This is a genomic window from Mesorhizobium sp. B2-5-4 (assembly GCF_006441095.1).
In the GTDB taxonomy this organism is placed as follows: domain Bacteria; phylum Pseudomonadota; class Alphaproteobacteria; order Rhizobiales; family Rhizobiaceae; genus Mesorhizobium; species Mesorhizobium salmacidum.
Genome location: NZ_VFUR01000001.1, coordinates 127,383 through 148,172, shown reverse-complemented (window position 1 = coordinate 148,172; position 20,790 = coordinate 127,383). Strand labels below are relative to the sequence as shown.

17 protein-coding genes are annotated in these 20,790 nt (G+C 62.5%); 2 read left to right on the top strand and 15 right to left on the bottom strand.

Annotation, left to right across the window (positions count from 1 at the left end; genetic code table 11):
* Window positions 1-5: 5 nt before the first annotated feature.
* Window positions 6-2,555: a protein translocase subunit SecDF gene (gene secDF / locus FJ492_RS00670; protein WP_140768055.1), complete on the bottom strand. Its 2,550-nt coding sequence runs from the start codon at window positions 2,553-2,555 to the stop codon at window positions 6-8.
* A 51-nt stretch (window positions 2,556-2,606) separates the two neighbouring features.
* The gene (gene yajC / locus FJ492_RS00665; RefSeq protein ID WP_010909882.1) at window positions 2,607-2,948 is read right to left on the bottom strand and encodes a preprotein translocase subunit YajC; all 342 of its coding nucleotides are present in this window, start codon (window positions 2,946-2,948) and stop codon (window positions 2,607-2,609) included.
* A gap of 284 nt (window positions 2,949-3,232) precedes the next feature.
* On the opposite strand from yajC, the gene FJ492_RS00660 reads away from it, so the two are divergent.
* The gene (locus FJ492_RS00660) at window positions 3,233-4,108 is read left to right on the top strand and encodes an ATP-binding protein (protein WP_140508750.1); all 876 of its coding nucleotides are present in this window, start codon (window positions 3,233-3,235) and stop codon (window positions 4,106-4,108) included.
* Window positions 4,109-4,147: 39 nt separating this feature from the next.
* On the opposite strand, the gene FJ492_RS00655 is transcribed toward FJ492_RS00660, so the two are convergent.
* A complete protein-coding gene (locus FJ492_RS00655) occupies window positions 4,148-4,984 on the bottom strand; it encodes an AraC family transcriptional regulator (RefSeq protein ID WP_246675843.1) in 837 nt (278 codons plus the stop codon).
* 98 nt (window positions 4,985-5,082) lie between these two features.
* Between FJ492_RS00655 and FJ492_RS00650 the strand changes: the two genes are divergently transcribed.
* Window positions 5,083-5,973: an NAD-dependent epimerase/dehydratase family protein gene (locus FJ492_RS00650; RefSeq protein ID WP_140768053.1), complete on the top strand. Its 891-nt coding sequence runs from the start codon at window positions 5,083-5,085 to the stop codon at window positions 5,971-5,973.
* Window positions 5,974-6,085: 112 nt separating this feature from the next.
* On the opposite strand, the gene FJ492_RS00645 is transcribed toward FJ492_RS00650, so the two are convergent.
* The 12 genes from FJ492_RS00645 to argS form a co-directional block, all read right to left on the bottom strand.
* Window positions 6,086-7,618, bottom strand: coding sequence for a peptidoglycan DD-metalloendopeptidase family protein (locus FJ492_RS00645; RefSeq protein WP_140768051.1), 1,533 nt, complete (start codon window positions 7,616-7,618; stop codon window positions 6,086-6,088).
* A gap of 166 nt (window positions 7,619-7,784) precedes the next feature.
* Complete coding sequence (locus FJ492_RS00640; protein ID WP_140508743.1) at window positions 7,785-8,444, bottom strand: protein-L-isoaspartate(D-aspartate) O-methyltransferase; 660 nt, start codon at window positions 8,442-8,444, stop codon at window positions 7,785-7,787.
* Entirely contained in the window at window positions 8,441-9,199 is a 759-nt protein-coding gene (gene surE / locus FJ492_RS00635) for a 5'/3'-nucleotidase SurE (RefSeq protein ID WP_140508741.1), read from the bottom strand. Before surE ends, FJ492_RS00640 begins: the two co-directional genes overlap by 4 nt.
* Window positions 9,199-10,503, bottom strand: coding sequence for a serine--tRNA ligase (gene serS, locus FJ492_RS00630; protein WP_140508740.1), 1,305 nt, complete (start codon window positions 10,501-10,503; stop codon window positions 9,199-9,201). The genes surE and serS overlap by 1 nt, the downstream gene beginning before the upstream one ends.
* A 105-nt stretch (window positions 10,504-10,608) precedes the next feature.
* Window positions 10,609-11,484, bottom strand: a complete 876-nt coding sequence (gene tatC / locus FJ492_RS00625) for a twin-arginine translocase subunit TatC (protein ID WP_140508738.1) — start codon at window positions 11,482-11,484, stop codon at window positions 10,609-10,611.
* Entirely contained in the window at window positions 11,481-12,257 is a 777-nt protein-coding gene (gene tatB / locus FJ492_RS00620; RefSeq protein WP_140768049.1) for a Sec-independent protein translocase protein TatB, read from the bottom strand. The genes tatC and tatB overlap by 4 nt, the downstream gene beginning before the upstream one ends.
* Window positions 12,258-12,287: 30 nt before the next feature.
* On the bottom strand, window positions 12,288-12,509 hold the full coding sequence (locus tag FJ492_RS00615; protein WP_015317533.1) for a twin-arginine translocase TatA/TatE family subunit: 222 nt from the start codon (window positions 12,507-12,509) through the stop codon (window positions 12,288-12,290).
* 179 nt (window positions 12,510-12,688) lie between these two features.
* Window positions 12,689-13,444 carry an SMC-Scp complex subunit ScpB gene (scpB, locus tag FJ492_RS00610; protein WP_140751263.1) on the bottom strand — a complete coding sequence of 252 codons (756 nt, stop codon included), beginning with the start codon at window positions 13,442-13,444 and terminating at the stop codon, window positions 12,689-12,691.
* Window positions 13,441-14,244: a ScpA family protein gene (locus tag FJ492_RS00605; RefSeq protein ID WP_140508733.1), complete on the bottom strand. Its 804-nt coding sequence runs from the start codon at window positions 14,242-14,244 to the stop codon at window positions 13,441-13,443. Before FJ492_RS00605 ends, scpB begins: the two co-directional genes overlap by 4 nt.
* A gap of 61 nt (window positions 14,245-14,305) precedes the next feature.
* The gene (gene nagZ, locus FJ492_RS00600; RefSeq protein ID WP_140768047.1) at window positions 14,306-15,325 is read right to left on the bottom strand and encodes a beta-N-acetylhexosaminidase; all 1,020 of its coding nucleotides are present in this window, start codon (window positions 15,323-15,325) and stop codon (window positions 14,306-14,308) included.
* Between the two features lie 164 nt (window positions 15,326-15,489).
* Window positions 15,490-18,909 carry an SPOR domain-containing protein gene (locus FJ492_RS00595; RefSeq protein ID WP_140768046.1) on the bottom strand — a complete coding sequence of 1,140 codons (3,420 nt, stop codon included), beginning with the start codon at window positions 18,907-18,909 and terminating at the stop codon, window positions 15,490-15,492.
* Window positions 18,910-19,012: 103 nt separating this feature from the next.
* Window positions 19,013-20,770, bottom strand: coding sequence for an arginine--tRNA ligase (gene argS, locus FJ492_RS00590; RefSeq protein ID WP_140768045.1), 1,758 nt, complete (start codon window positions 20,768-20,770; stop codon window positions 19,013-19,015).
* Between the last annotated feature and the right edge of the window lie 20 nt (window positions 20,771-20,790).

The following is a 20,790-nucleotide window of genomic DNA, read 5'->3' as shown; positions in this document are numbered from 1 at the left end:
GCGCGTCAGGTCGCGACCGCCTTGCCACCGTTGACCGGCTTTTCCTCATCGGCTGAAGCCTGCGGCCGCAGCTTGAACAGGATCAGCAGCGGCGCCGCGATGAAGATCGACGAATACGTGCCGAACACGACGCCGAACAGCATCGCCAGCGTGAAGGAGCGGATCACTTCGCCGCCGAACAGCACCAGCGCCAGCAGCGCCAAGCTGGTCGTCACGGACGTCAGCGTCGTTCTCGACAACGTCTCGTTGATGGCGTTGTTCAACAGTTGCGGCAACGGCATTCGCTTGTATTTTCGCAGATCCTCTCGGACGCGGTCATAGACGACGATCGTGTCGTTCAGCGAATACCCGATGATGGTCAGGATCGCCGCAAGGGACGACTGGTTGAATTCGAGCCCGCTGATGACGAAGAACCCGAGCGTCATGACCACATCGTGCACCGTCGCGACAATGGCGCCGACCGCGAACTGCCATTCGAAACGGAACCAGACATAGACCAGGATGCCGACCAGCGCGACGATCATGGCTATCGTTCCTTGCTTGGCCAGTTCGCCCGAAACCGTCGGGCCAACCACTTCGACGCGGCGGAAATTATACTGGTCCTGCAACTCGCCGCGCACCTTGTCGATCACGGTCTGCTCGGCATTTTCACCCGCGTCTTGCGTGCCGACGCGGATCAACACGTCGTTGGGCGCACCGAACTGCTGCACCTGCACTTCGCCGATGTTCAGTTCCGTCAATCTGCCGCGGATGTCGGCGAGATCGGCAGTGCCCGACTTGGATTGTACCTCGATCAGCGAGCCGCCCTTGAAATCGATGCCGTAATTGATGCCGACACTCATGAACAGCACCACGGACAGTATCGACAATGTGCTCGACAGCCCGAACGTCCACCGGCGGATACCCATGAACGGAATTTTCGTGCCCGGTGGAACGAAGGTCACCGGTGCTTTCGGCAATTCCTTCGGACGGGCACGCCGCAGCCAGATCGAGACCAGCAGGCGGGTGAAGGTGAAAGCGGTGAAGACCGTGGTCAGGATGCCGATGGCATAGGTGATGGCAAAGCCCTTCACCGGTCCGGTTCCGAGATAGAACAGCACCACGGTCGCAATCAGCGACGTGACGTTGGAATCGACGATGGTCGCCAGCGCCTTCGAGAAGCCGGTGTCGATCGCCTGGATTACCGAGCGACCGGCGCGTCGCTCCTCGCGGATACGCTCGTAGATCAGCACGTTGGAATCGACCGCCATACCGATGGTCAGCACGATACCGGCAATACCCGGCAAGGTCAGTGTCGCGCCAAGCAGCGACAGCAGCCCGACGATCATCGCCACGTGCACCGCCAGGGCGATGTTGGCGAGGAAGCCGAGGAAACCGTAGGCGACGAACATGAACGCCACGACGAGGATCGAACCGATGATGCCGGCGACCTTGCCTGCATGGATCGAATCCTGGCCAAGGCCCGGACCCACGGTGCGTTCCTCGATGACGGTCAGCGTCGCCGGCAGCGCACCGGCGCGCAAAAGCACGGCCAGATCATTGGCGCTCTGGGCGGTGAAATTGCCGGAGATCTGACCCGTGCCGCCGAGGATCGGCTCGCGGATCTGGGGCGCCGAGATCACCTGGTTGTCGAGGATGATGGCAAACAGCTTGCCGACGTTCTGCGCGGTGGCCTGGCCGAAGCGTGCGGCGCCCTTCGAATCGAAGCGGAACGAAACCACCGGCTCGTTGTTCTGCGAATTGTATGTCGCCTGTGCGTCGACGAGGTTTTCACCCGATACGATGACGCGGTTCTCGATCAGGTAGGGAACCGGCGGATCGTCCTGCGAATAGAGCACCGAAGAGCCGGCGGGCGGGCGCCCCTTGAGCGCGTCCTGCACCGGCATCGACTGGTCGACCATCTGGAAGGTCAGCTTCGCGGTCTGGCCGAGGATTTCCTTCAGCCGCTGCGGATCCTGCAAGCCAGGCACCTGGACGAGGATGCGGTCGTCGCCTTGCCGCTGCACGATAGGCTCGGTCGTGCCGAGTTCGTTGACGCGGCGCTCGACCACTTCGATCGACTGCGCCAATGCGGTCGAAGTGCGGTATTTAATGCCGGCATCGGTGACGGTGAACTTGAGCAGGCCCGGCTCGGAATCGTCGAGCGACATTTCTTGGATGGAACCGCCGGTGAACAGGCCGGCAGCCACAGGATCGGTCAGGGTCTTCAACGCCTTCTTGGCGGCATCGAGCTGAGCAGGATCGGTGATGCGGACCTGCAAGGTGCGTCCCGTGCCGCCCAAGCCGGTATAGCCGATCTTGGCATCGCGTAGCAGTGTACGGATTTCATCGCGCGTCGTCTCGAGCCGATCCTTGATCAGATCGTTCTGATTCATCTCCAGCAGGATGTGCGAACCGCCCTGCAGATCGAGGCCGAGCGTCATCTGCCGCTTCGGCACCCAGCTGGGGAGTTGGGCCAGCGTGCTGGCGGGGAACAGATTGGGCGCGGCGAGGATCACTGTGGCGGCCACGGCCAGCCAGATCAGGATCATCTTGAAGCGCGAAAAATAAAGCATATGGCGTCGTCCGTCAGAGCGTGTCCGCGGATCGCTCCGCCTGGAATTTGGTTATTTCTTGGCGTTCTGGTTAGCGACCGGTTCGCCCTTGACGCGCACGTCGGCGATCGTCGAGCGCAGTGCCGTCACCTTGGTGCCGCCGCCAAGATCGATCTCGAGCTCGTTGTCGTCGATCACCTTCGTCACCTTGCCGACGAAACCGCCGCCGGTGACGACGGTGTCGCCGCGACGAACCGCCGCCAGCATCTCGCCGCGCTTCTTCAGCTGCGTGCGCTGCGGGCGGATGATCAGAAAATACATGATCACGAAAATCAGGACAAACGGCAAAATGCTGATGAACATATCGGGAGAGGCGCCGCCGATGCCTTGGGCGTATGCCGGTGTCACGAACATCGAGGTACTCCTGAATTTTGAAAAGCAGCCGCCAAACAGTTAAGCGAGATTTGGCGGCCCCGCGAAATTTGGCCGGAATATAGTCGGTAAAGTTGCCAATGCAACTGCGCGGCCGGGCAAATCCGCTGCTTTTCCGGCCTGTTTAGCCGTGTTAGAGCAGGATCACGAAAACCGACACCCGGTTTTCGGAAAAGATCACGTTCGAACAAATGGTTGCAACCGGTTTCGAAACCGCCGGAATCGAACTGGGTCCGCCTGCCAGAACCAAAGCAAAAAGACCTGATATGACCGATACCAGCATCGACGCCCTGAACCAGAAACTGGACCGCCTGATCGAGGCCGTCAGCCGCCTCGCTCCGCCGCCGGTGCCTGAAACCGACCTCAACGTAGCCGATTGCTTCGTCTGGCAGGCCGATCCCGGTTATCTGGAGCCGGTGGGCAAGGTAAACCGCGTCGACATTGGCCTGATCCGCGGCGTCGACCGCGTCCGCGACATCCTCGTCGACAATACCGAGCGCTTCGCCGCAGGCTTCGCTGCCAACAACGTCCTGTTGTGGGGCGCGCGCGGCATGGGCAAATCGTCGCTGGTCAAGGCCGTGCATGCGCAAATCAATGCCAAGACCCACTCCGGCCTGCCGCTGAAGCTGATCGAAATCCACCGCGAGGATATCGATACGTTGCCCAAGCTGATGAGCCTGCTGAAGACGGCTCCCTTCCGTGTCATCCTGTTTTGCGACGACCTCTCCTTCGATCATGACGACACGTCCTACAAGTCGCTGAAGGCAGCGCTCGAAGGCGGCGTCGAGGGCCGCCCGGCCAACGTCATCTTCTACGCCACCTCGAACCGCCGCCACCTGTTGCCGCGCGACATGATCGACAATGAGCGCTCGACCGCCATCAACCCGTCCGAAGCGGTCGAGGAAAAGGTCTCGCTGTCCGATCGTTTCGGCCTGTGGCTCGGCTTCCACAAATGTTCGCAGGACGAATATCTCGACATGATCAATGGCTATGCCAGCCACCACGGCCTCGACATCGACCCCGAGCAGCTACGGGCAGAGGCGCTGGAATGGGCAACGACGCGCGGCAGCCGCTCCGGCCGCGTCGCCTGGCAGTTCACGCAGGACCTGGCCGGCCGGCTTGGCAAGCCATTGAAGGATTGAGGCGTTTGATCGCGTCGCCAACGCGATCAAACGCCAATGTCATTTGGGCGGCTGCGCCCGTCGCAGGTCGCGCGGCGTTTGGCCGATCTCGCGGCGCATCCAGTGCGCCAGATGTGACTGGTGCGCGAAGCCCGTCATTTCAGCCACTTCGCTTGTGCTGAGATCGCCTCGCTGCAGCAGAACACGTGCGCGTTCGACGCGACGTCGCAACACATAGCGGTGCAGGGTGACGCCCGTCGCCACCTTGAACCATATCCGCAAATGCGAGCTGCTCGCGCCGGCAACACGGCTTAGTTGATGGATCGAAAGCGGCTCGTGGAGAGCCGCCTCGATGTGTTCCAGCACGCGCTGGAGCTGGGCATTCGATAATCGGTTCGTTCGATCGATATCAGGTTCACCGAGGCCAAGCAGCCTCACCGCCAGTGCGGCGCCAATACTGTCGGCAAACAAAGGATCGCTCGGCGAATTTGCGTTCAGCTCACTCTCGAGCGCTCGAGCGAGATGTTCGATGCGCTGGTCACGAAGCAGGTGACGCGTGTCGAGCCGCAATGCTTGCGCCTTGCCGCCAAGCTCCGCCGCCACCCTTTCCATCAAGGCTGGCTGCAACGCGATCTCGATCGTGTCGAACGAGGTTTCGGCCTCGAAGCCCCCCTCCTGACCGGCCGGCACCAGATCAATATCGCCGGCGCGCCTGACGAAATATCGTCCGACCTGATTGCAGTAGGAGCGCGTCGCAGCGCTGGCATGCACCATGATGCGATGGTGTGGCGCCCGGGACAGGCGGTGGACGCCGGCTTCGATATGCCAGGAGGCTATTGTTACGTCGGACGCGACTTGGGCCGGAGCGTATTGCGAACGCATGCTCTCTCGATTCATGGCAAAACCTGTTCAAGATTTGGCAATTCCCGCGCGATTTTCAATGCCTTGGACCTGTACTCACGCCTCGCCATCAAACTTAGACGAGAGGTTATGCCATGAGTTTCTATGTTGTTGTCGGAGCCGGCCCGGTCGGTCGCGAAACCGCTCGCCTTCTTGGCGAGGAAAGAGATGATGTCGTCCTCACCAGCCGGAGTGTCGGTTCGAACGCATTGCGGAATGTACGGGTCGTACAGGCCGACGCCACCGATGCGTCGGAACTCGCGCGTGTCTGCCAAGGCGCCGATGCCATCTTCATGTGCGCCATGGCCACCTATCACAGGTGGCCGACCGATTTTTTCCCCATCATCGACGGCACCGTGCGCGCGGCGGAAGCGGTCGGCGCGAAGCTCATCGTGCTGGGAAACCTGTATGGCTATGGGGAAAATGCCGACAGCCCGCTTCGCTCCGACCTTCCTCTGGACCCGACTTCAAAGAAAGGAACCGCGAGGACAATCATGTGGCAGCGGGCGGTCCGTGCCGACGTACCGGCGATCGAAGTGCGGTCGAGCGACTATCTCGGGCATGGCGCCATCAGCTACTTCTCGCTGGTCGCTCTGCCCTCCATCATCGAGGGAAAGCCCACCGCTTTCATTGGAGACCTCGATGCGACGCATGCGTGGACCTTCACCAAGGACGTCGCCAGGACGCTTGTCGCGGCCTCCCGTTACGCGGGCGAATGGGGGCGCGCGTTTCACGTCCCCTCGCAATACGCCTCACCCAGGCAGCTCATCCAGAAAACCGCTGCGATGCTTCGACGAGAGGTTTCAGAAATCCGATCCTATTCCACTGCCGAGATGGAGGCATCGGGCATGCATGAACTCATCGAGATGAGCTATCTTTTCGAGAACCCCTTGCTGGTCGATTCTTCCGACGCCGAGATGCTTCTCGGTATCAAGGCCAGCAGCCTTGAGGTTATGATCGCCGACACGCTACGCGATCATCTTTGAGCCTTGAGAAGAAGGCATCCGACAAAACTGAAAAAGCCCGCTCCTTTCGGGGCGGGCCTGAGCCGGCGGGCCGGACTGGAGGTCAGACGGCCCGCAAATCGCTTTTTTTATTCTATTCGAGATAGCCTGACGGATTGACCGGAGCCGAGTTCTTGCGCACTTCGAAGTGCAGCTTCGGCGAATCCGTCGTGCCGCTCATACCCGAGAGTGCGATTTCCTGGCCGCGCTTGACCTTCTGGCCGCGCTGCACCTCGATCGAGCTGGCATGCCCATAGACGGTGACCAGACCATTCTCGTGACGCACCAGCACCGTGTTGCCGAATTCCTTCAGCCCGTCGCCGGCATAGATGACGACGCCGTTCTCGGCCGCCTTGACCGGCGTTCCTGCTGGCACGGCGATGTCGACGCCGTCCTTGCCGGATCCGAAACCGGAAATCACCCGGCCGCGAACCGGCCAGCGCATCTTGCCGATCCCAGTGGCACCCGGCGCCACCGCGTCGTCGTCCTCGGCCTGCTGGATGACCTTCGCGTCCTTCTTCGGCGGCGTGTAGGATGCCAGCGTTTCCGACGGCGTGGTCTTTGCCGGAGCTTGCGTCGTTGCCGTGGTCACCGGATCGACCTTGGCCGGCTTGGCGCTGGCTACTGTCGCTGTTCCGTCCGCCGGCACCTTCAGGGTCTGGCCGATTTTGAGCAAGCCATCCTTCATGCCATTGGCCTGCTTCAGCGCGACGACGCCGACGCCGGTCTTCCTGGCAATCGAAGACATCGTGTCTCCCGACTGGACCGTATAGGTGCCCGCGGAGCCTGTTGCCTTGGCCAGCTGCGCCGGCTTGGGCTCCTTGGGCTGGCTCGCGGCGGCCGACGCATCGACCTGAGCCGTGGACTTACCCTCCTTGAGCTTAGGCTGCTGCGGCAGCACGGCGACCTTGTCCGGCGCGGTGGCCGGCAGATCGTGCTTGCCGTCTTTCGCCGGCTTTGCGTCGGCAACCTTCGGCTCGCCCTTGCTTGAATAGCCATAGGCCGGGATGACGATCTTCTGGCCGGTCTTCAGCCCCTTGGTTGGGCTCAGGCCGTTCACCTTCTTGATGACATCGGCCGGCACCTTGTAATGCGCAGCCAGGCCGGAAATGGTCTCGCCGTCCCTGACGACGATTTCTGTCGCGTGCGGTGTGCCTGCCTGGGCCATCCTCGGCTCGTCGGGCTGGGCATTCTTGAAAGGCTTGGCGGCCGGCGCGACAGCACCTGTCGTCGTCCTGTCGACATGAGGAGCGGGCCGAACCAGGGCCGGCGCCGATGCGACGCGCACCGGATTGGCGGCGGGCGCGAGCGCTGGAGCCGGCTGCGCCTGCGCGGAAGCCGGCGGCGGCAATGGCCGGCTGGAAACCGGTTCGAGACTGGAGCGACTGACCGACTGCGTATGGCTGCCGTCGAGCGGAGCTGCCGAGACATCGCCCGGATAGGGCTGCACCGCATCCTGCTTGTTGATGATGGCGCGCTGATTGTTTGTCGAGGAGGTGAAGACGTCATCGACACTGTTGAAACGCGAAGCCTGGGAACTGCACCCGGCCGCCGCGCCCGCAATCATCAGAACAGCGCAGCCCCGCGCCAGATTGCGACTATTTGCCTTCAAAACACTGAGTTGCATCGCACTAACCCGCACAAACGCTGCACCAACTGGACAGGATTAAAGCGCGTTAATGTTACTGGGCGGTTAACCCATTAGAATCTGACGAAAATTTTCTTAAAACATTTGAGGATGGTCAGCGATGCCGATAGCCGGGCCCGAAAGGGATCTGGCAGCCGGCCTGAAACTAGATAACCGCTGCCAGGCTGCGCAGAATTGGTTGCAGCCGCACCATGCCGATATCCTCGCGTTCGAAACGGCTGCCGACCTTGGTGAGCTTGGCCAGCACCTGCTCGCCCTCCTCCGGCCCGATCGGCGCGATGACGATCCCGCCGCTCGACAACTGGTCGAGCAGGAAGCGCGGCAGGCTGTCGAACGCCGCCCAGGCCACGATGCGGTCAAACGGCCCCTCATTGGGCAATCCGTTGGAACCATCGGCCTGGCGCACGATGGCATTGCCGATGCCGAGCGCCTCGAAACGCTGCCGGGCTTGCTCGACCAGCGTCTTGTAGCGATCGACGGTCACGACGCGCGCCGCCAGCCGCGACATGACAGCCGCCGTGTAACCTGAGCCGGTGCCGATTTCGAGCACGCGGTTTCCCGCTTCGATGGCGAGTGCGGCGATCACCGCCGCCTGCATGTCAGCCCCTTCGATCGCTTCGCCGCATTCGATCGGCAGCATGCGATCCGACCAGGCGATCGGGTGGAACTGCGCCGCCAAGAAGCCGCGCCGCGGTGTCGCCTCGAAAGCCGCGACCAGCGCCTTCGGCACCGTTCCCCTGCCGCGCAGGCGCAGCAAGAAAGCGGCAAATCCTTCGCGATCGTCGATTGGAAAGCCTTGGTTCATGCAAGCGCCTTGCTCAATTGGTCACGGGTCTCATGCGCGGTAAGGTCAAGCTGCAACGGCGTCACCGACACCAGCCGGTTGCGTAGGGCAAAGAGATCGGTTCCCTGCTTGCCTTCGACCGGCTCGCGGCCGAAGCGCAGCCAGTAATAAGGCAGGCCACGGCCGTCGCGGCGCTCGTCGACCCACAGGCTGTGCACCAGCTTGCCCTGCGTGGTGACCACAGTGCCGGCCACCTCCTCGGGAAGGCAGTTGGGGAAATTGACGTTGAGCAGGACGCCATCGGGCAGCGGCGCCGCGACGAGCTTCTTCAGCAGCGCCGGCGCCAGCGCTTCGGTCGTCTCGTAAGGGACGACACGGTCCTCGCCGACATAGCTGTAGCCCTGGCTGAGAGCGATCGACCTGATGCCGAGCAGCGCGCCTTCCATGGCACCGGCGACGGTGCCCGAATAGGTCACATCATCGGCGATGTTGGCGCCCGAATTGATGCCGGACAGGATCAGGTCGGGGGCATCGGGCAGGATCTTTCTGACGCCCATGATGACGCAATCGGTCGGCGTGCCGCGCACGGCAAAATGCTTCTCGCCGATTTTTCGCAACCGCAGCGGCTCCGAGATCGACAGCGAATGGGCATAACCCGACTGGTCCTGCTCCGGCGCCACCACCCAGACATCGTCGGACAGTGTGCGGGCGACGCGCTCGAGCGACGCCAGGCCCTCGGCATGAATGCCGTCGTCGTTGGTCAGAAGAATGCGCATTATTTCGATTCGATCTTTTCCAGACCGCCCATGTAAGGCCGCAGCACTTCAGGAATGGTTACGCTGCCATCCTCATTCTGGTAGTTTTCGATGACAGCAATAAGCGCGCGGCCGACAGCGGTGCCCGAACCGTTGAGCGTATGGACGAAGCGGTTGCCCTTGCCGTCCTTGTCCTTGTAGCGGGCGTCCATGCGGCGCGCCTGGAAATCGCCGCAGACCGAACAGGACGAGATTTCGCGATAGGCGTTCTGGCCGGGCAGCCAGACCTCGATGTCATAGGTCTTGCGCGCGCCAAAGCCCATGTCGCCGGTGCACAGCACCATGGTGCGGAACGGCAGGCCGAGCCGCTTCAAGACCTCCTCGGCGCATTGCGTCATCCGCTCGTGCTCGGCCAGCGAGGATTCCTGGTCGGTGATCGACACCAGCTCGACCTTGTAGAACTGATGCTGACGCAGCATGCCCCGCGTGTCGCGGCCGGCCGAGCCTGCCTCCGAACGGAAGCAGGGCGTAAGCGCGGTGTAGCGCAGCGGCAGTTTCTCATGCGCGGTGATCTCCTCGCGCACGAGGTTGGTGAGCGGCACTTCGGCGGTTGGGATCAGGCCAAGCCTGCCCTCCCCGTGCGGCGTGAAGAACAGATCCTCCTCGAATTTTGGCAACTGGTTGGTGCCGAACAGAACGTCGTCCTTCACCATCAGCGGCGGGATGATCTCCTCATAGCCGTGCTCGGTCGTGTGCAGGTCGAGCATGAATTGGCCGATCGCGCGTTCCATCCGCGCCAGGCCGCTCTTGAGCACGGTGAAGCGCGAGCCCGACAGCTTTGCCGCGCGCTCGAAATCCATCATGCCGAGAGCTTCGCCGATCTCGAAATGCTCCTTCACCCAGTTGGGCCGCGTCGGCGCCTTGCCAACGACATGCCTGACGACATTGTCATGCTCGTCCTTGCCGACCGGCACATCGTCGAACGGCACATTGGGCAGCACCGCCAGCGCGTCGTTCAGCGCCTTGTCGAGCTCGCGCTCGCGCGCCTCGCCGTTCTGGATGAAGGTCTTGATCTCGCCGACTTCGGCCTTGAGTTTTTCAGCGAGTGCGGCATCGCCCGAACGCATGGCGTTGCCGATCTCCTTCGAGGCGGCGTTGCGGCGCTCCTGCTTGGTCTGCAGTTCAGTGACGTGCTCCCGCCGCGCCTCGTCCTTGGCGATTAGCTCGTCGACCGTGGACTGCGCCTCCTCGGGCGACCACGAGCGCTTGACCAGCGCCTCGACAAGGGCCTTCGGGTTGTCGCGAATCCATTTTATGTCAAGCATGGTCTATCCGTCCTCAAACTAGGCTTGAGGGGCGTAAACCGCATCCTTGATCGATGCAAGATGGGCTGATTGCTGTTTTCCGCTGCTGTCGCAGCCCCTGTTGTCCTACGAAGCAGCTGGCGCTGGCGGCTCGTCCGGCGCCTTGTCCGCCACGGTCTGGCCGGCTTCCTGCTTCTCGCGGGCAAGCCGCTGTTTTTCCTGATCCCGCTCGATCCATCGCGCGGCCCAGATGGAGACCTCGTAGAGAAGGATGGTCGGAATGGCCAGACCGATCTGGCTCATCGGATCTGGAGGTGTCAGCACCGCGGCCACGATGAAGGCGATGACGATCGCCCATTTGCGCTTTTCCGCCAGCGCTTTGGACGACAGCATGCCGACACGCGTCATCAAGCTGGTCACCACCGGCAGCTGGAACACCAGGCCGAAGGAGAAGATCAGCGTCATGATGAGGCTGAGATATTCCGACACTTTCGGCAGCAGGGAAATCTGTACCTGGTCGTCCGTGCCGACCTGCTGCATGGCGAGGAAGAACCACATCACCATCGGCGTGAAGAAGAAATAGACCAGCGAGGCGCCCATCAGGAACAGGATGGGCGATGCGATCAGGAACGGCAGGAAGGCATTGCGCTCGTTCTTGTAGAGGCCGGGCGCGATGAATTTGTAGATCTGCGTGGCGATCAACGGAAAGGCGATGACCATGCCGCCGAACATGGCGAGCTTGACCTGGGTGAAAAAGAACTCTTGCGGCGCGGTGTAGATCAACTCGACCTTGTGCGGGTCGAGCCCCGCCCATTTCGTCGCCCATTTGAAGGGGACGACCAAAATGTTGAACAGCCTCTTGGCGAAGAAGAAGCAGACCAGGAAGGCTACGAAGAAGCCACCGAGCGACCAGATCAACCGCCTGCGCAACTCGATCAGGTGCTCCATCAGCGGCGCCGACGATTTTTCGATCTCGTCCTTTTCCTTGTCCGAAACGCTCACTTGGCGGCTCCAGCCGTCTTTTTGGTCGCCTGCTTCTTCGCCGGAGCAGGCTTCGGTTCGGCTTTCGTCCCAGCCTTGGCGGCGGTCGACTTGGCGGCAGGCTTCGTCACGGCCGCGGCTGCAGGCGTTGTCGCTGTCGTGGCCTTCGTCGGCGCCTTGGGCGGGGGTACGGCTTTTGCCGTCGGCGCGGGTGCGGCTTTTGCCGTCACGGCCTTCGCGGACGTCGAGGCCTTGGACGGCGCCTTCGCAGCCGGTGCCGTCTTCGCGGTTTCCTTAGCTGCCTTCGGCGCAACGGCAGATTCCGTGGATGCCGCCACCACCGATTCATCGGTCATCGCCGGCAAAATCGGGGCTGGTGTCGTGGCTTCAGGCCCGTTGACGCCAGGCATGGTCGTTGCACCGTTCTTCAACGGCTCGGCCGCCTGTGGCGTCGAAGCGGCGGGGGCCGACGGATCGGCCGCTGGTTTCGGCTTCATCACGGCGTCGACGCCGGCGCGCACATCGGCCGCAGCCTGCTCGAACGGATTAAGCTGCTTCTTGATCTCGGCAACCGGGCTCAGGCCCCTGAGCTCGTCGACCGACTTCTTGACGTCGTCGAGCTCGGCTTCCTTCAACGCCTCGTTGAACTGCTTCTGGAAGTCGCCCGCCATAGCGCGCAGCTTCGCCGCCGTGCGGCCAAAGGTGCGCAGCATGTTGGGCAAATCCTTTGGCCCGACGACCACGATCATGACGATCGCGATCACCAGCATTTCGGTCCAGCCGACTTCAAACATGGCAATCTGTTCCGACTAGAACTCTTTGGCTCAGCTCTTGCTGGCCTTTTCCTTCGCGGCCGAAACGGTCTCATCGGCACGGTGTTCGACGGTGCGCTTGTCGTCGGCGACGTCGTCGTCGGCCATGCCCTTCTTGAAGCTCTTGATGCCCTTGGCCATGTCGCCCATCAGCTCGGGGATCTTGCCGCGGCCGAACACCAGAAGCACGATGACCAGCACGATCATCCAGTGCCAAATCGAAAATGAACCCATAGCAAATCTCTCTCGAATAGTTTCCCTGGCGATGATCTATGCGTTTTCGCGTTGGGATTCAAACACAACCGCGACAGAGTTTATGAAAGGGTGTCGGATGTCACGCATTTTCAGCGAAGCGGCCCGCTACCAAACGGCGCATGTAAAGGCGTAAAGCGGCTTTTGATAGGCGCTCGTGGTCAATCTTCCGTGACGCGCGGCGTCAGCAGACCGAGCTCCTCGAGATCGATATCGGTCAACGGATCCTCGTCCTCCGTCAGCACGTCGGGATCGGCGGGCGGCTGCGGTATGGAGAAGTTCGATGGCATGCGGCCTGAGAGCAGACCAGCGCCCTTCAGTTCCTCCATACCCGGAAGATCGCGGATCTCCTCGAGCGCGAAATGGTCGAGGAAGGTTTCGGTGGTGCCATAGGTGACGGGACGGCCGGGCGTTTTGCGCCGGCCGCGCATGCGCACCCATTCCGTCTCGAGCAGCGTATCCAGCGTCCCCTTCGAGGTCTCGACGCCTCTGATGTCCTCGATCTCGGCGCGCGTCACCGGCTGGTGATAGGCAATGATCGCCAGCACCTCGAGCGCCGCCCGCGACAGTTTTCGCTGCTGCACCGTATCGCGGCTCATCAGGAAGGCCAGGTCGCCGGCGGTGCGGAACGCCCAGGCGTCGCCGACCCGCACCAGATTGACGCCGCGCCGGGCGTAGATCTGCTGCAGCTCTGTCATGGCGAGGGCGACGTTGATGCCATCGGGAAGCCGTGCGGCGAGCTGCTTTTCGCTGACGGGCTCGGCGCTGGCGAACACGATCGCCTCGGCCATGCGCACGGCTTCCGCCATATGCAGCCGCTCGGCCGGATTCTGTACCGAAGCCTGGTCGATCTCACCCACTTCCGGCTCATCGTCCATCTTGAAAGGAATGACCGAAGCGTTGGCGCGTTCGCTCATGATGCCACCTCGACTGCCTTGATTGTCTGTGCGCGGTGGTCGCGCAGATAGATCGGTGCGAACACCTCGTCCTGCCGCATATCCATCTTGCGCTCGCGCACCAGTTCCAGTGTGGCCGCGAACGAACTGGCGATCGCGGTGCGCCGCTCTTGCGGGCTGGTCAGATATTGGATGAGGAAGCTGTCGAGTGTCGTCCAGTCGCGCAACGAGCCGATCAGCCGGGTCAGGATGTCGCGAGCATCCTTGAGTGACCAGACGCCGCGCCTGGCGATCGTCACATTGGTGATCGCCTGCTTCTGCCGCTGCTGGGCATAGGCGGTCAAGAGATCGTAGAGCGAAGCCGAATAAGTGTTGCGCTTCTCGATGATGACCATTTCCGGCATGCCGCGCGCGAACACGTCGCGGCCGAGCCGGTTGCGGTTGACCAGCCGCGCCGACGCGTCGCGCATAGCTTCGAGCCGCTTCAACCGGAATTGCAGCACCGCCGCCAGTTCCTCGCCGCTTTCGCCCTCTTCGCCCGGCTGCTTGGGGATCAGGAGCTTCGATTTGAGAAACGCCAGCCACGCCGCCATCACCAGATAATCGGCGGCAAGTTCGAGCCGCAGCGCCCTCGCTGTCTCGACAAAGGTCAAATATTGCTCGACCAGCGCCAGGATCGAAATGCGCGCCAGGTCGACCTTCTGGGTGCGGGCAAGATGCAAGAGAAGATCCAGCGGGCCTTCGAAGCCGGCCACGTCGACGACCAGCGCCGGGTCGCCCGTCAACCGTGACTCATCGTTCTCGGCCCACAGACGGTCCATCGGTGCAGCCTTCGCGGCCTTGCTCTCCAATGCTTCCGCCACTGCCTGTCACGTCCTCTTGCTAGGCCACCGCGTCGAAATAGGTGGCGAATTCGGCACGGATCTCGGTTTCTTCGGCCGCGTCGCGCTTGCTTATATAAGTCATCGCCCGCTTGGCGCGCTCCAGCGACTTGCCTTCAAGCCCCGTGGTGCGCGATGCGATGCCAGCCATCTCCTCAAAAACACCGTTGCAGTGAAGGACCAGATCGCAGCCCGCCGCAAGGATCGAGGCCGCCTTTGTCGGGAAATCCCCAGAAAGTGCCTTCATCGATGTGTCGTCGCTCATCAGCAGTCCATCGAAGCCGATCTCGCGTCGAATGATCTCGTCGATGACCTTGCCGGAAGTCGTCGCCGGGTTCTTGGGGTCGATCGCGCTGTAGACGACATGCGCGGTCATTGCCATCGGCAGATGGTTGAGCTCGCGGAACGGAGCAAAGTCGTGCCGCTGCAGATCGCTGAGCGAGGCGTCGACGACAGGCAGTTCGAAATGCGTGTCGGCAAAGGCCCGGCCGTGCCCCGGAATATGCTTCATCACGGGCAGCACGCCACCCGACATCAGGCCCTCGGCCGCGGCGCGGCCGAGTTCGATGACCGGACGCGGATCCTTGCCATAGGCGCGCGCGCCGATGACATCGCTGGCTCCTTCGATCGGCACGTCGAGCACCGGCAGGCAATCCGCCGATATGCCGTAGCGCAGCAGGTCGAAGGCATGCAGTCGCGCCATCAGCCAGGCGGCGCGGGCACCGGCGTTGTGGTCATCGCGCCACAGCGCCCCAAGCGCGCCACCGGCCGGATAGTTCGGCGCCAGCGGCGGCCGCAGGCGTTGTACCCTGCCGCCTTCCTGGTCGATGAACACCAGCGCGTCGGGGCGTCCGATACAGTCGCGCATTTCGGCGACCAGATCGCGGATCTGCTCGGCCTCGCCGATATTGCGGGCAAACAGGATGAAGGCCCACGGGCATTCGTTGCGATAGAAATTGATTTCTTCGCGGGTGAGCGATTTCCCGGCACAGCCGAGGATCATGGATTTTGATTCGGTCATTTCAGAAGTCTAGGGCTTCGCGCGATCAAAGGGAATCATGCCTGACCGCATGCGGCGGACTGCAAGACATGCTTCCACATGAAAAAGTCAGGCATATGAAGGTCGCCATATGAAAAAGCCGGCGTGGCCTTGGGCCGCGCCGGCTTTGGGAGATGGATCGAGGTCTAGCGCGAGACGAAGCAGTTGCCGCCCGCAGCCTTGTAGCTGGTGCACAAATTGATGGCATCGTTGCGCGACTGGGCCGGAACGCGGACGCGGTAGAACGTGCCCTTGCCGGCAATCTCGGCCTTGACGATGTTGGCCGTGCGGCCGGAAAGCACGCTGCCATAGCGGCGCTGCAGATCCTGGTAGGTCGATTGGGCGCTGTCCACCGTCGGCTGCGAAGCGATCTGTATCGACCACGAACCGCTGCCGGTCGCGGTCGAGGCCGGATCGATGGAAGCGACCTGATCGGGCTTGACCTCGCCGACCACGTCGACCGGCTGGTCGGACGGACGCTGCGGCGCGATCGCAACCTTGGCTGGCGTATTGGCCGACTGCGTCTTGGCCTCAGCCTTGGCAGGCTTGGCGGCGGGCTTCAGAGCCGGCTCGTCGTCGGCCCGCGCGGCGGCGGGCGCCACGGTGCCGGTCTGGTCAGTGCCAGTCTGGTTAGTGCCAGTCTGGTCAGTGCCAGTCTGGTCGGCCTCGGCCTGACCGGCAGGCGCCACATGCTGAGGCGCCGGATCGGTCGGCTCCGCCGCGGCCACCTGAGGTGCCGCCGGTGCCGGGTCTTCGCGCGCCACCAGTGAGCCGTCGGATTTGACCACCATGGTCCTGACCTTGCGCGGCGCAACGGCAACGACATTATTGTTGGTGCCCTTGTCGGCGTCCTGCAGGACCTGGGCGATGCGATCCTCCGACTTCGGCGAGGGCGTCGCATTGTCGGCCGAGGCCGCGCCGGCGGTCGAAACATCGCCACCACTATCCGTGCCGGCGGCGGCGTTCTGGTCGGGGGAAAGATCGACGGCGCGGGCCGCGTCCTTCGCCTGCACGTTCACCGGTTCCTCGACGTTGGTGACAAGCTTCTGCTGGACCGGCTCGGCGGGCTTCGCACCCTTGACCACCGCGTCATAGACCTTGTTGTCCTGGTTCGGCACCACGGTGCCGCCCGGATTTTCCGGCTTGATCTTGATCGGCGAATTGTCGGCCTTGACGATCACCGGAGCTTCGCTGCCGCCCTTGCCGCCAAAAGACAGCGCGAAGGCGCCAAGACCGCCAGCGACCGCCACGGCACCGACAATCGCGGCAATGAACAGGCCGCGCCGGCCCGACGACCTGGCGGCTTCCCGCTCGCCGAGGCCCGGAACCGACATCGCTTCGTCCAGTTCGGGATCGTAGTCGAGTTCATCGACGGTAAAATCGTCCGCCTGCGAGACCGGCTGGCTGCCGGGCAGATTGTCGAGATCGAAGCCTTCGGCAGCATCGGCATAGGCCGAAGCCGCCGACGCGCGGGCAGCCATTTCCGCCGGCCGTGCCGCATAGGTCCGCGCCTCCGGCTGATAGGCTTGCCTGGGCTCTTCGGATCCCGGATTGGCCGCACCATATCTGGGATTGACGCTGTCATAGCCCGGATTGACCCTGTCATATCCCAGATTGACGCCGACATATCCCGGATTGTACCCGGCATTGTAGGATTCGTCGGCATAAGCGGCGGCGCTGGCGTCGGCAGGCGCGACCTCCACGGAATTCATCTCAGTCAGAAGACTGGCGAATTCGGCGTCGAGATCGTCATAACCGGACGCTGCCGGCTGATCTTCCTCGAAATGCAACTCTGGAATGTCTAGATCGTCAGCCAGCGCCACGACACGCTCCGGCACATCGACCGTCTCGACGTCGGGCATCTCTTCATAGCTTGAGGACTGCGGCGCCTGCGGTGCCGACACCGGAGCCAAATAGGGAGCAACTGCAGCCGGCTCGGCCGAACGGTAGGAAGGCACCGTGGCCACTTCCGGCGCTGCCGTCCTGGCCGCCGTCGAGGCGACAGGCTGCGCGGCAAATGCCGGCTGTTGGGGGACCGGTGTCACGCGGCTCCAAGAACGGGCAGGCTCCGACTGTGCGGAGCGATCCGCCAGCCAATCGAGCGAATCGGCCTGATCCCGCCGGGACGCTGTTTCGTCATGCGAATCGATGCTTTTGGCCAGGGCGGCATCCAAGGCATCATTGTCGAGATCGACATCGCCCAGTTCAGCGCCATCCGAACCGAAATCCTGGTCCTGAAGTTCATCGAGCAACAGGTCGTCGAGGTTGGCGCCGGCGGCCTGGGCGGATCCGGCGTGATGCACATCCTCGGATACTGCTTCATCGAGATCCCAGTCGAGATCACCAGCAAGATCGGCGGGTTCCTCCGCGACCTTTGCTGTCGCGCCGAGAGGCGGCTGAACGGGTACCGCGGCCGGCTGGTTCACGACAGGCTGAGCCATGACCGGCTCCTTGGCCGATGGCGGCGTGCGCGCGGTCATGGCGCCAAGAAGCGCGTTCAACTCGTCTTCGAGGCTTCGTTCGTCCGCGATGGGGGCTTGCACTGGCGGCACAATGGTTGCCACGGGCGCTGCCGACTGCGCCGGAGCCGCGGCGATTTCAGCGACGGGCTCTTCGCCGGGTAGGGCAAACGCCTCGTCCAAATTCAGGTCGAAAGAGTGGTCCGAAATGGCTTCAACACCTGGAATCTCGTCCGTCGTGTCGACCGCATCGGCCAGCAACTGGTGCGCTTGCGTGTCGTCAAAAGCCTCTGGCTCATCCGCCTGAACGTCAAAATCCACGTCGACATCTGCCATGGCGTCTTCGAAGTGACCCACGAAATCCTCTTCGGAGATCGCCTGGGTCTCACTCGCGGCGGCCAGTACAGGTTCTGGATATTCGACAGCAGCCTCTTGGCGCTGATGGTCGTCGAGCATCAGCTCGTCTTCGAGCGAGATCGCGACCGCATCGTCGACTTCATGATTGGAGGCCGGCTCGACGGCCACCGGCACTTCGGCAACCGGCGATTCAACGGCATACCGGGTCTCGGCTGCCTCGTCCTCGATATGGAAATCCTGGTCGAGCGAGGCGGCAAGCTTGTCCTCCATTGGCAGATCGTCGTCGAAGGACGAAACGTCTTCGAGAGAACTGGCGACGGCACTGTCGAAAGCGGCGTCCAAGGCAGGCTCGACGGACAGCACGGCTTCCGAGGCGCCAGGGTTCGCATGGCTGGCGGCGACCGTCTGGTCATCGACTTCAGCCATGTCCAGGTGGAAATCGTCATCGAGCGACAGCGCAAGATCGTCGTCAGCCACATCGACGGCCATCGGCTCGAATGCCGGCTCACGAGCTTCGACAACTGGAGCAGCAACGCTATCGACAGCGTCGAACTCGCCCATCAGTTCCTTCTCGAGATCGATGTCGAAATCGCCCTCTCGCGCAGCCCCATCGGCGACAGCGGCTTTCGGCTCGGCCGGCTTGACCGGCTGGCGTGGGTCGAATCCCATGATCCTGGTCAGTTCCGCGAACGGATCATCCTCGCCGATATCGTTGTTGTCGGCTACTCTCAGCTGGGTTCTGTCTGCCATTATTGTTCCCGAACTCGCACTCATTCGGACGCCTTGGACGTCGCGCAGGGTTGGCCCTTACCAGCGCAATGTGGGCAAAAGGTGACAGGTTTTTTAGTCAAACCTAACGCATTTCGGTGGGCGCGGCGGCTCCGATCAACGTCAGGCCGGACGTCAGAACATCCGAAACAGCCTGCACCAGCCCTAGTCTGGCATGCGTCAATTGTCGGTCGTTAACCTTAACAAAACGTAAGTCCGGATTATCCGTGCCACGGTTCCAGTGTCCATGGAAACTGGAAGCCAGATCATAGAGATAAAATGCCAGCCGATGCGGCTCGAGCGCAAGAGAGGCGGACTCGATCAGACGCGGATATTCAGCGAGTTTTCGGATCAGGCCGATTTCACCTTCGTCGGTCAGCGACGTTACCGCGGCCGCCAGGCCGTTGCGATCGAAATTCGCCTCCCCCAACTGTTCGCTCGCTTGCCGGAACACCGAATGGCAGCGCGCCGAGGCATACTGCACGTAGAACACCGGATTGTCCTTGGACTGCTCGGTCACCTTGGCGAAGTCGAAATCGAGCGGCGCATCGTTCTTGCGATAGAGCATCATGAAGCGGATCGGATCGCGTCCGACTTCCTCCACCACCTCGCGCAGCGTCACGAAGTCGCCGGACCGCTTCGACATACGCACCGGCTCGCCATCGCGAAACAGCTTGACCAGATTGCACAAGAGGACGGTGAGCTTGACGTCGTCGCCGGCAATCGCCCGCGCCAAGGCTTCCAGGCGCTTGACGTAGCCGCCATGGTCGGCACCGAGAACATAGATCAGGTCGACGAAGCCGCGATCGACCTTGTCCTTCAGATACGCCACATCGGCGGCGAAATAGGTGAACGAGCCATCGGACTTGACCAGCGCCCGGTCCATGTCGTCGCCGACGGCGGTCGAGCGGAACAGCGTCTGTTCGCGGTCTTCCCAGTCGTCCGGCTTCTCGCCCTTGGGCGGCGGCAGCTTGCCCTTGTAGATATGGCCCTTCAGCGTCAGGTCGTTGATCGCAGAGCGGATCTTCCGGGCATTGTCTGCATGCAGCGTGCGTTCGGAGAAAAACACGTCGTGGTGGACGTTGAGCAGCGCCAAGTCCTCGCGGATCATCGCCATCATCGCATCGATGGCGCGATCCTTGACGATAGCCAGAGCCTCCTCGTCCGGCATCTGCAGCAGGCCCCGGCCAAATTCCTTGGCTAGCGCCTGGCCAAGAGGGACGAGATAGTCGCCCGGATAAAGCCCTGGTGGTATCTCGCCGATGTCGTCACCGAGCGCCTCGCGGTAGCGCAGTATGACCGAGCGGCCGAGCACGTCGATCTGCCCACCGGCGTCGTTGATGACATATTCCTTGGTCACGTCGTAGCCGGCGAACGCCATCAGGTTGGCGAGCGCATCACCGACGACGGCACCCCGGCAATGGCCGACATGCATCGGCCCGGTCGGGTTGGCCGAGACATATTCGACGTTGGTTTTGTGGCCGGCGCCGATCGTCGAACGGCCATAATTGCGCCCTTCGCCCAGAAGCGCCGACAGATGCGCCTGCCAGAAACCGTCCTTGAGCCGCAGATTGACGAAACCCGGACCGGCGACCTCGGCGGCGGCGACGTCCCTGTCGGCCCGTAGCGCTTCCGCCAGTTTCTCGGCCAGCGCGCGCGGGTTTTGTCCGGTCGGCTTGGCCAGCACCATTGCCGCGTTGGTCGCGAGATCGCCGTGTGTGGCGTCGCGCGGCGGCTCGACGGCGATACGCGACAGATCAGGCGAAACGCCGTCCTTGTCTTTCAGGTCAAGCGCTTCGACAGCTTTTACGACTCGCGCGGTGAAATCGGCGAAGATGTTCATGGTGTATGCTCTGGCGGCTT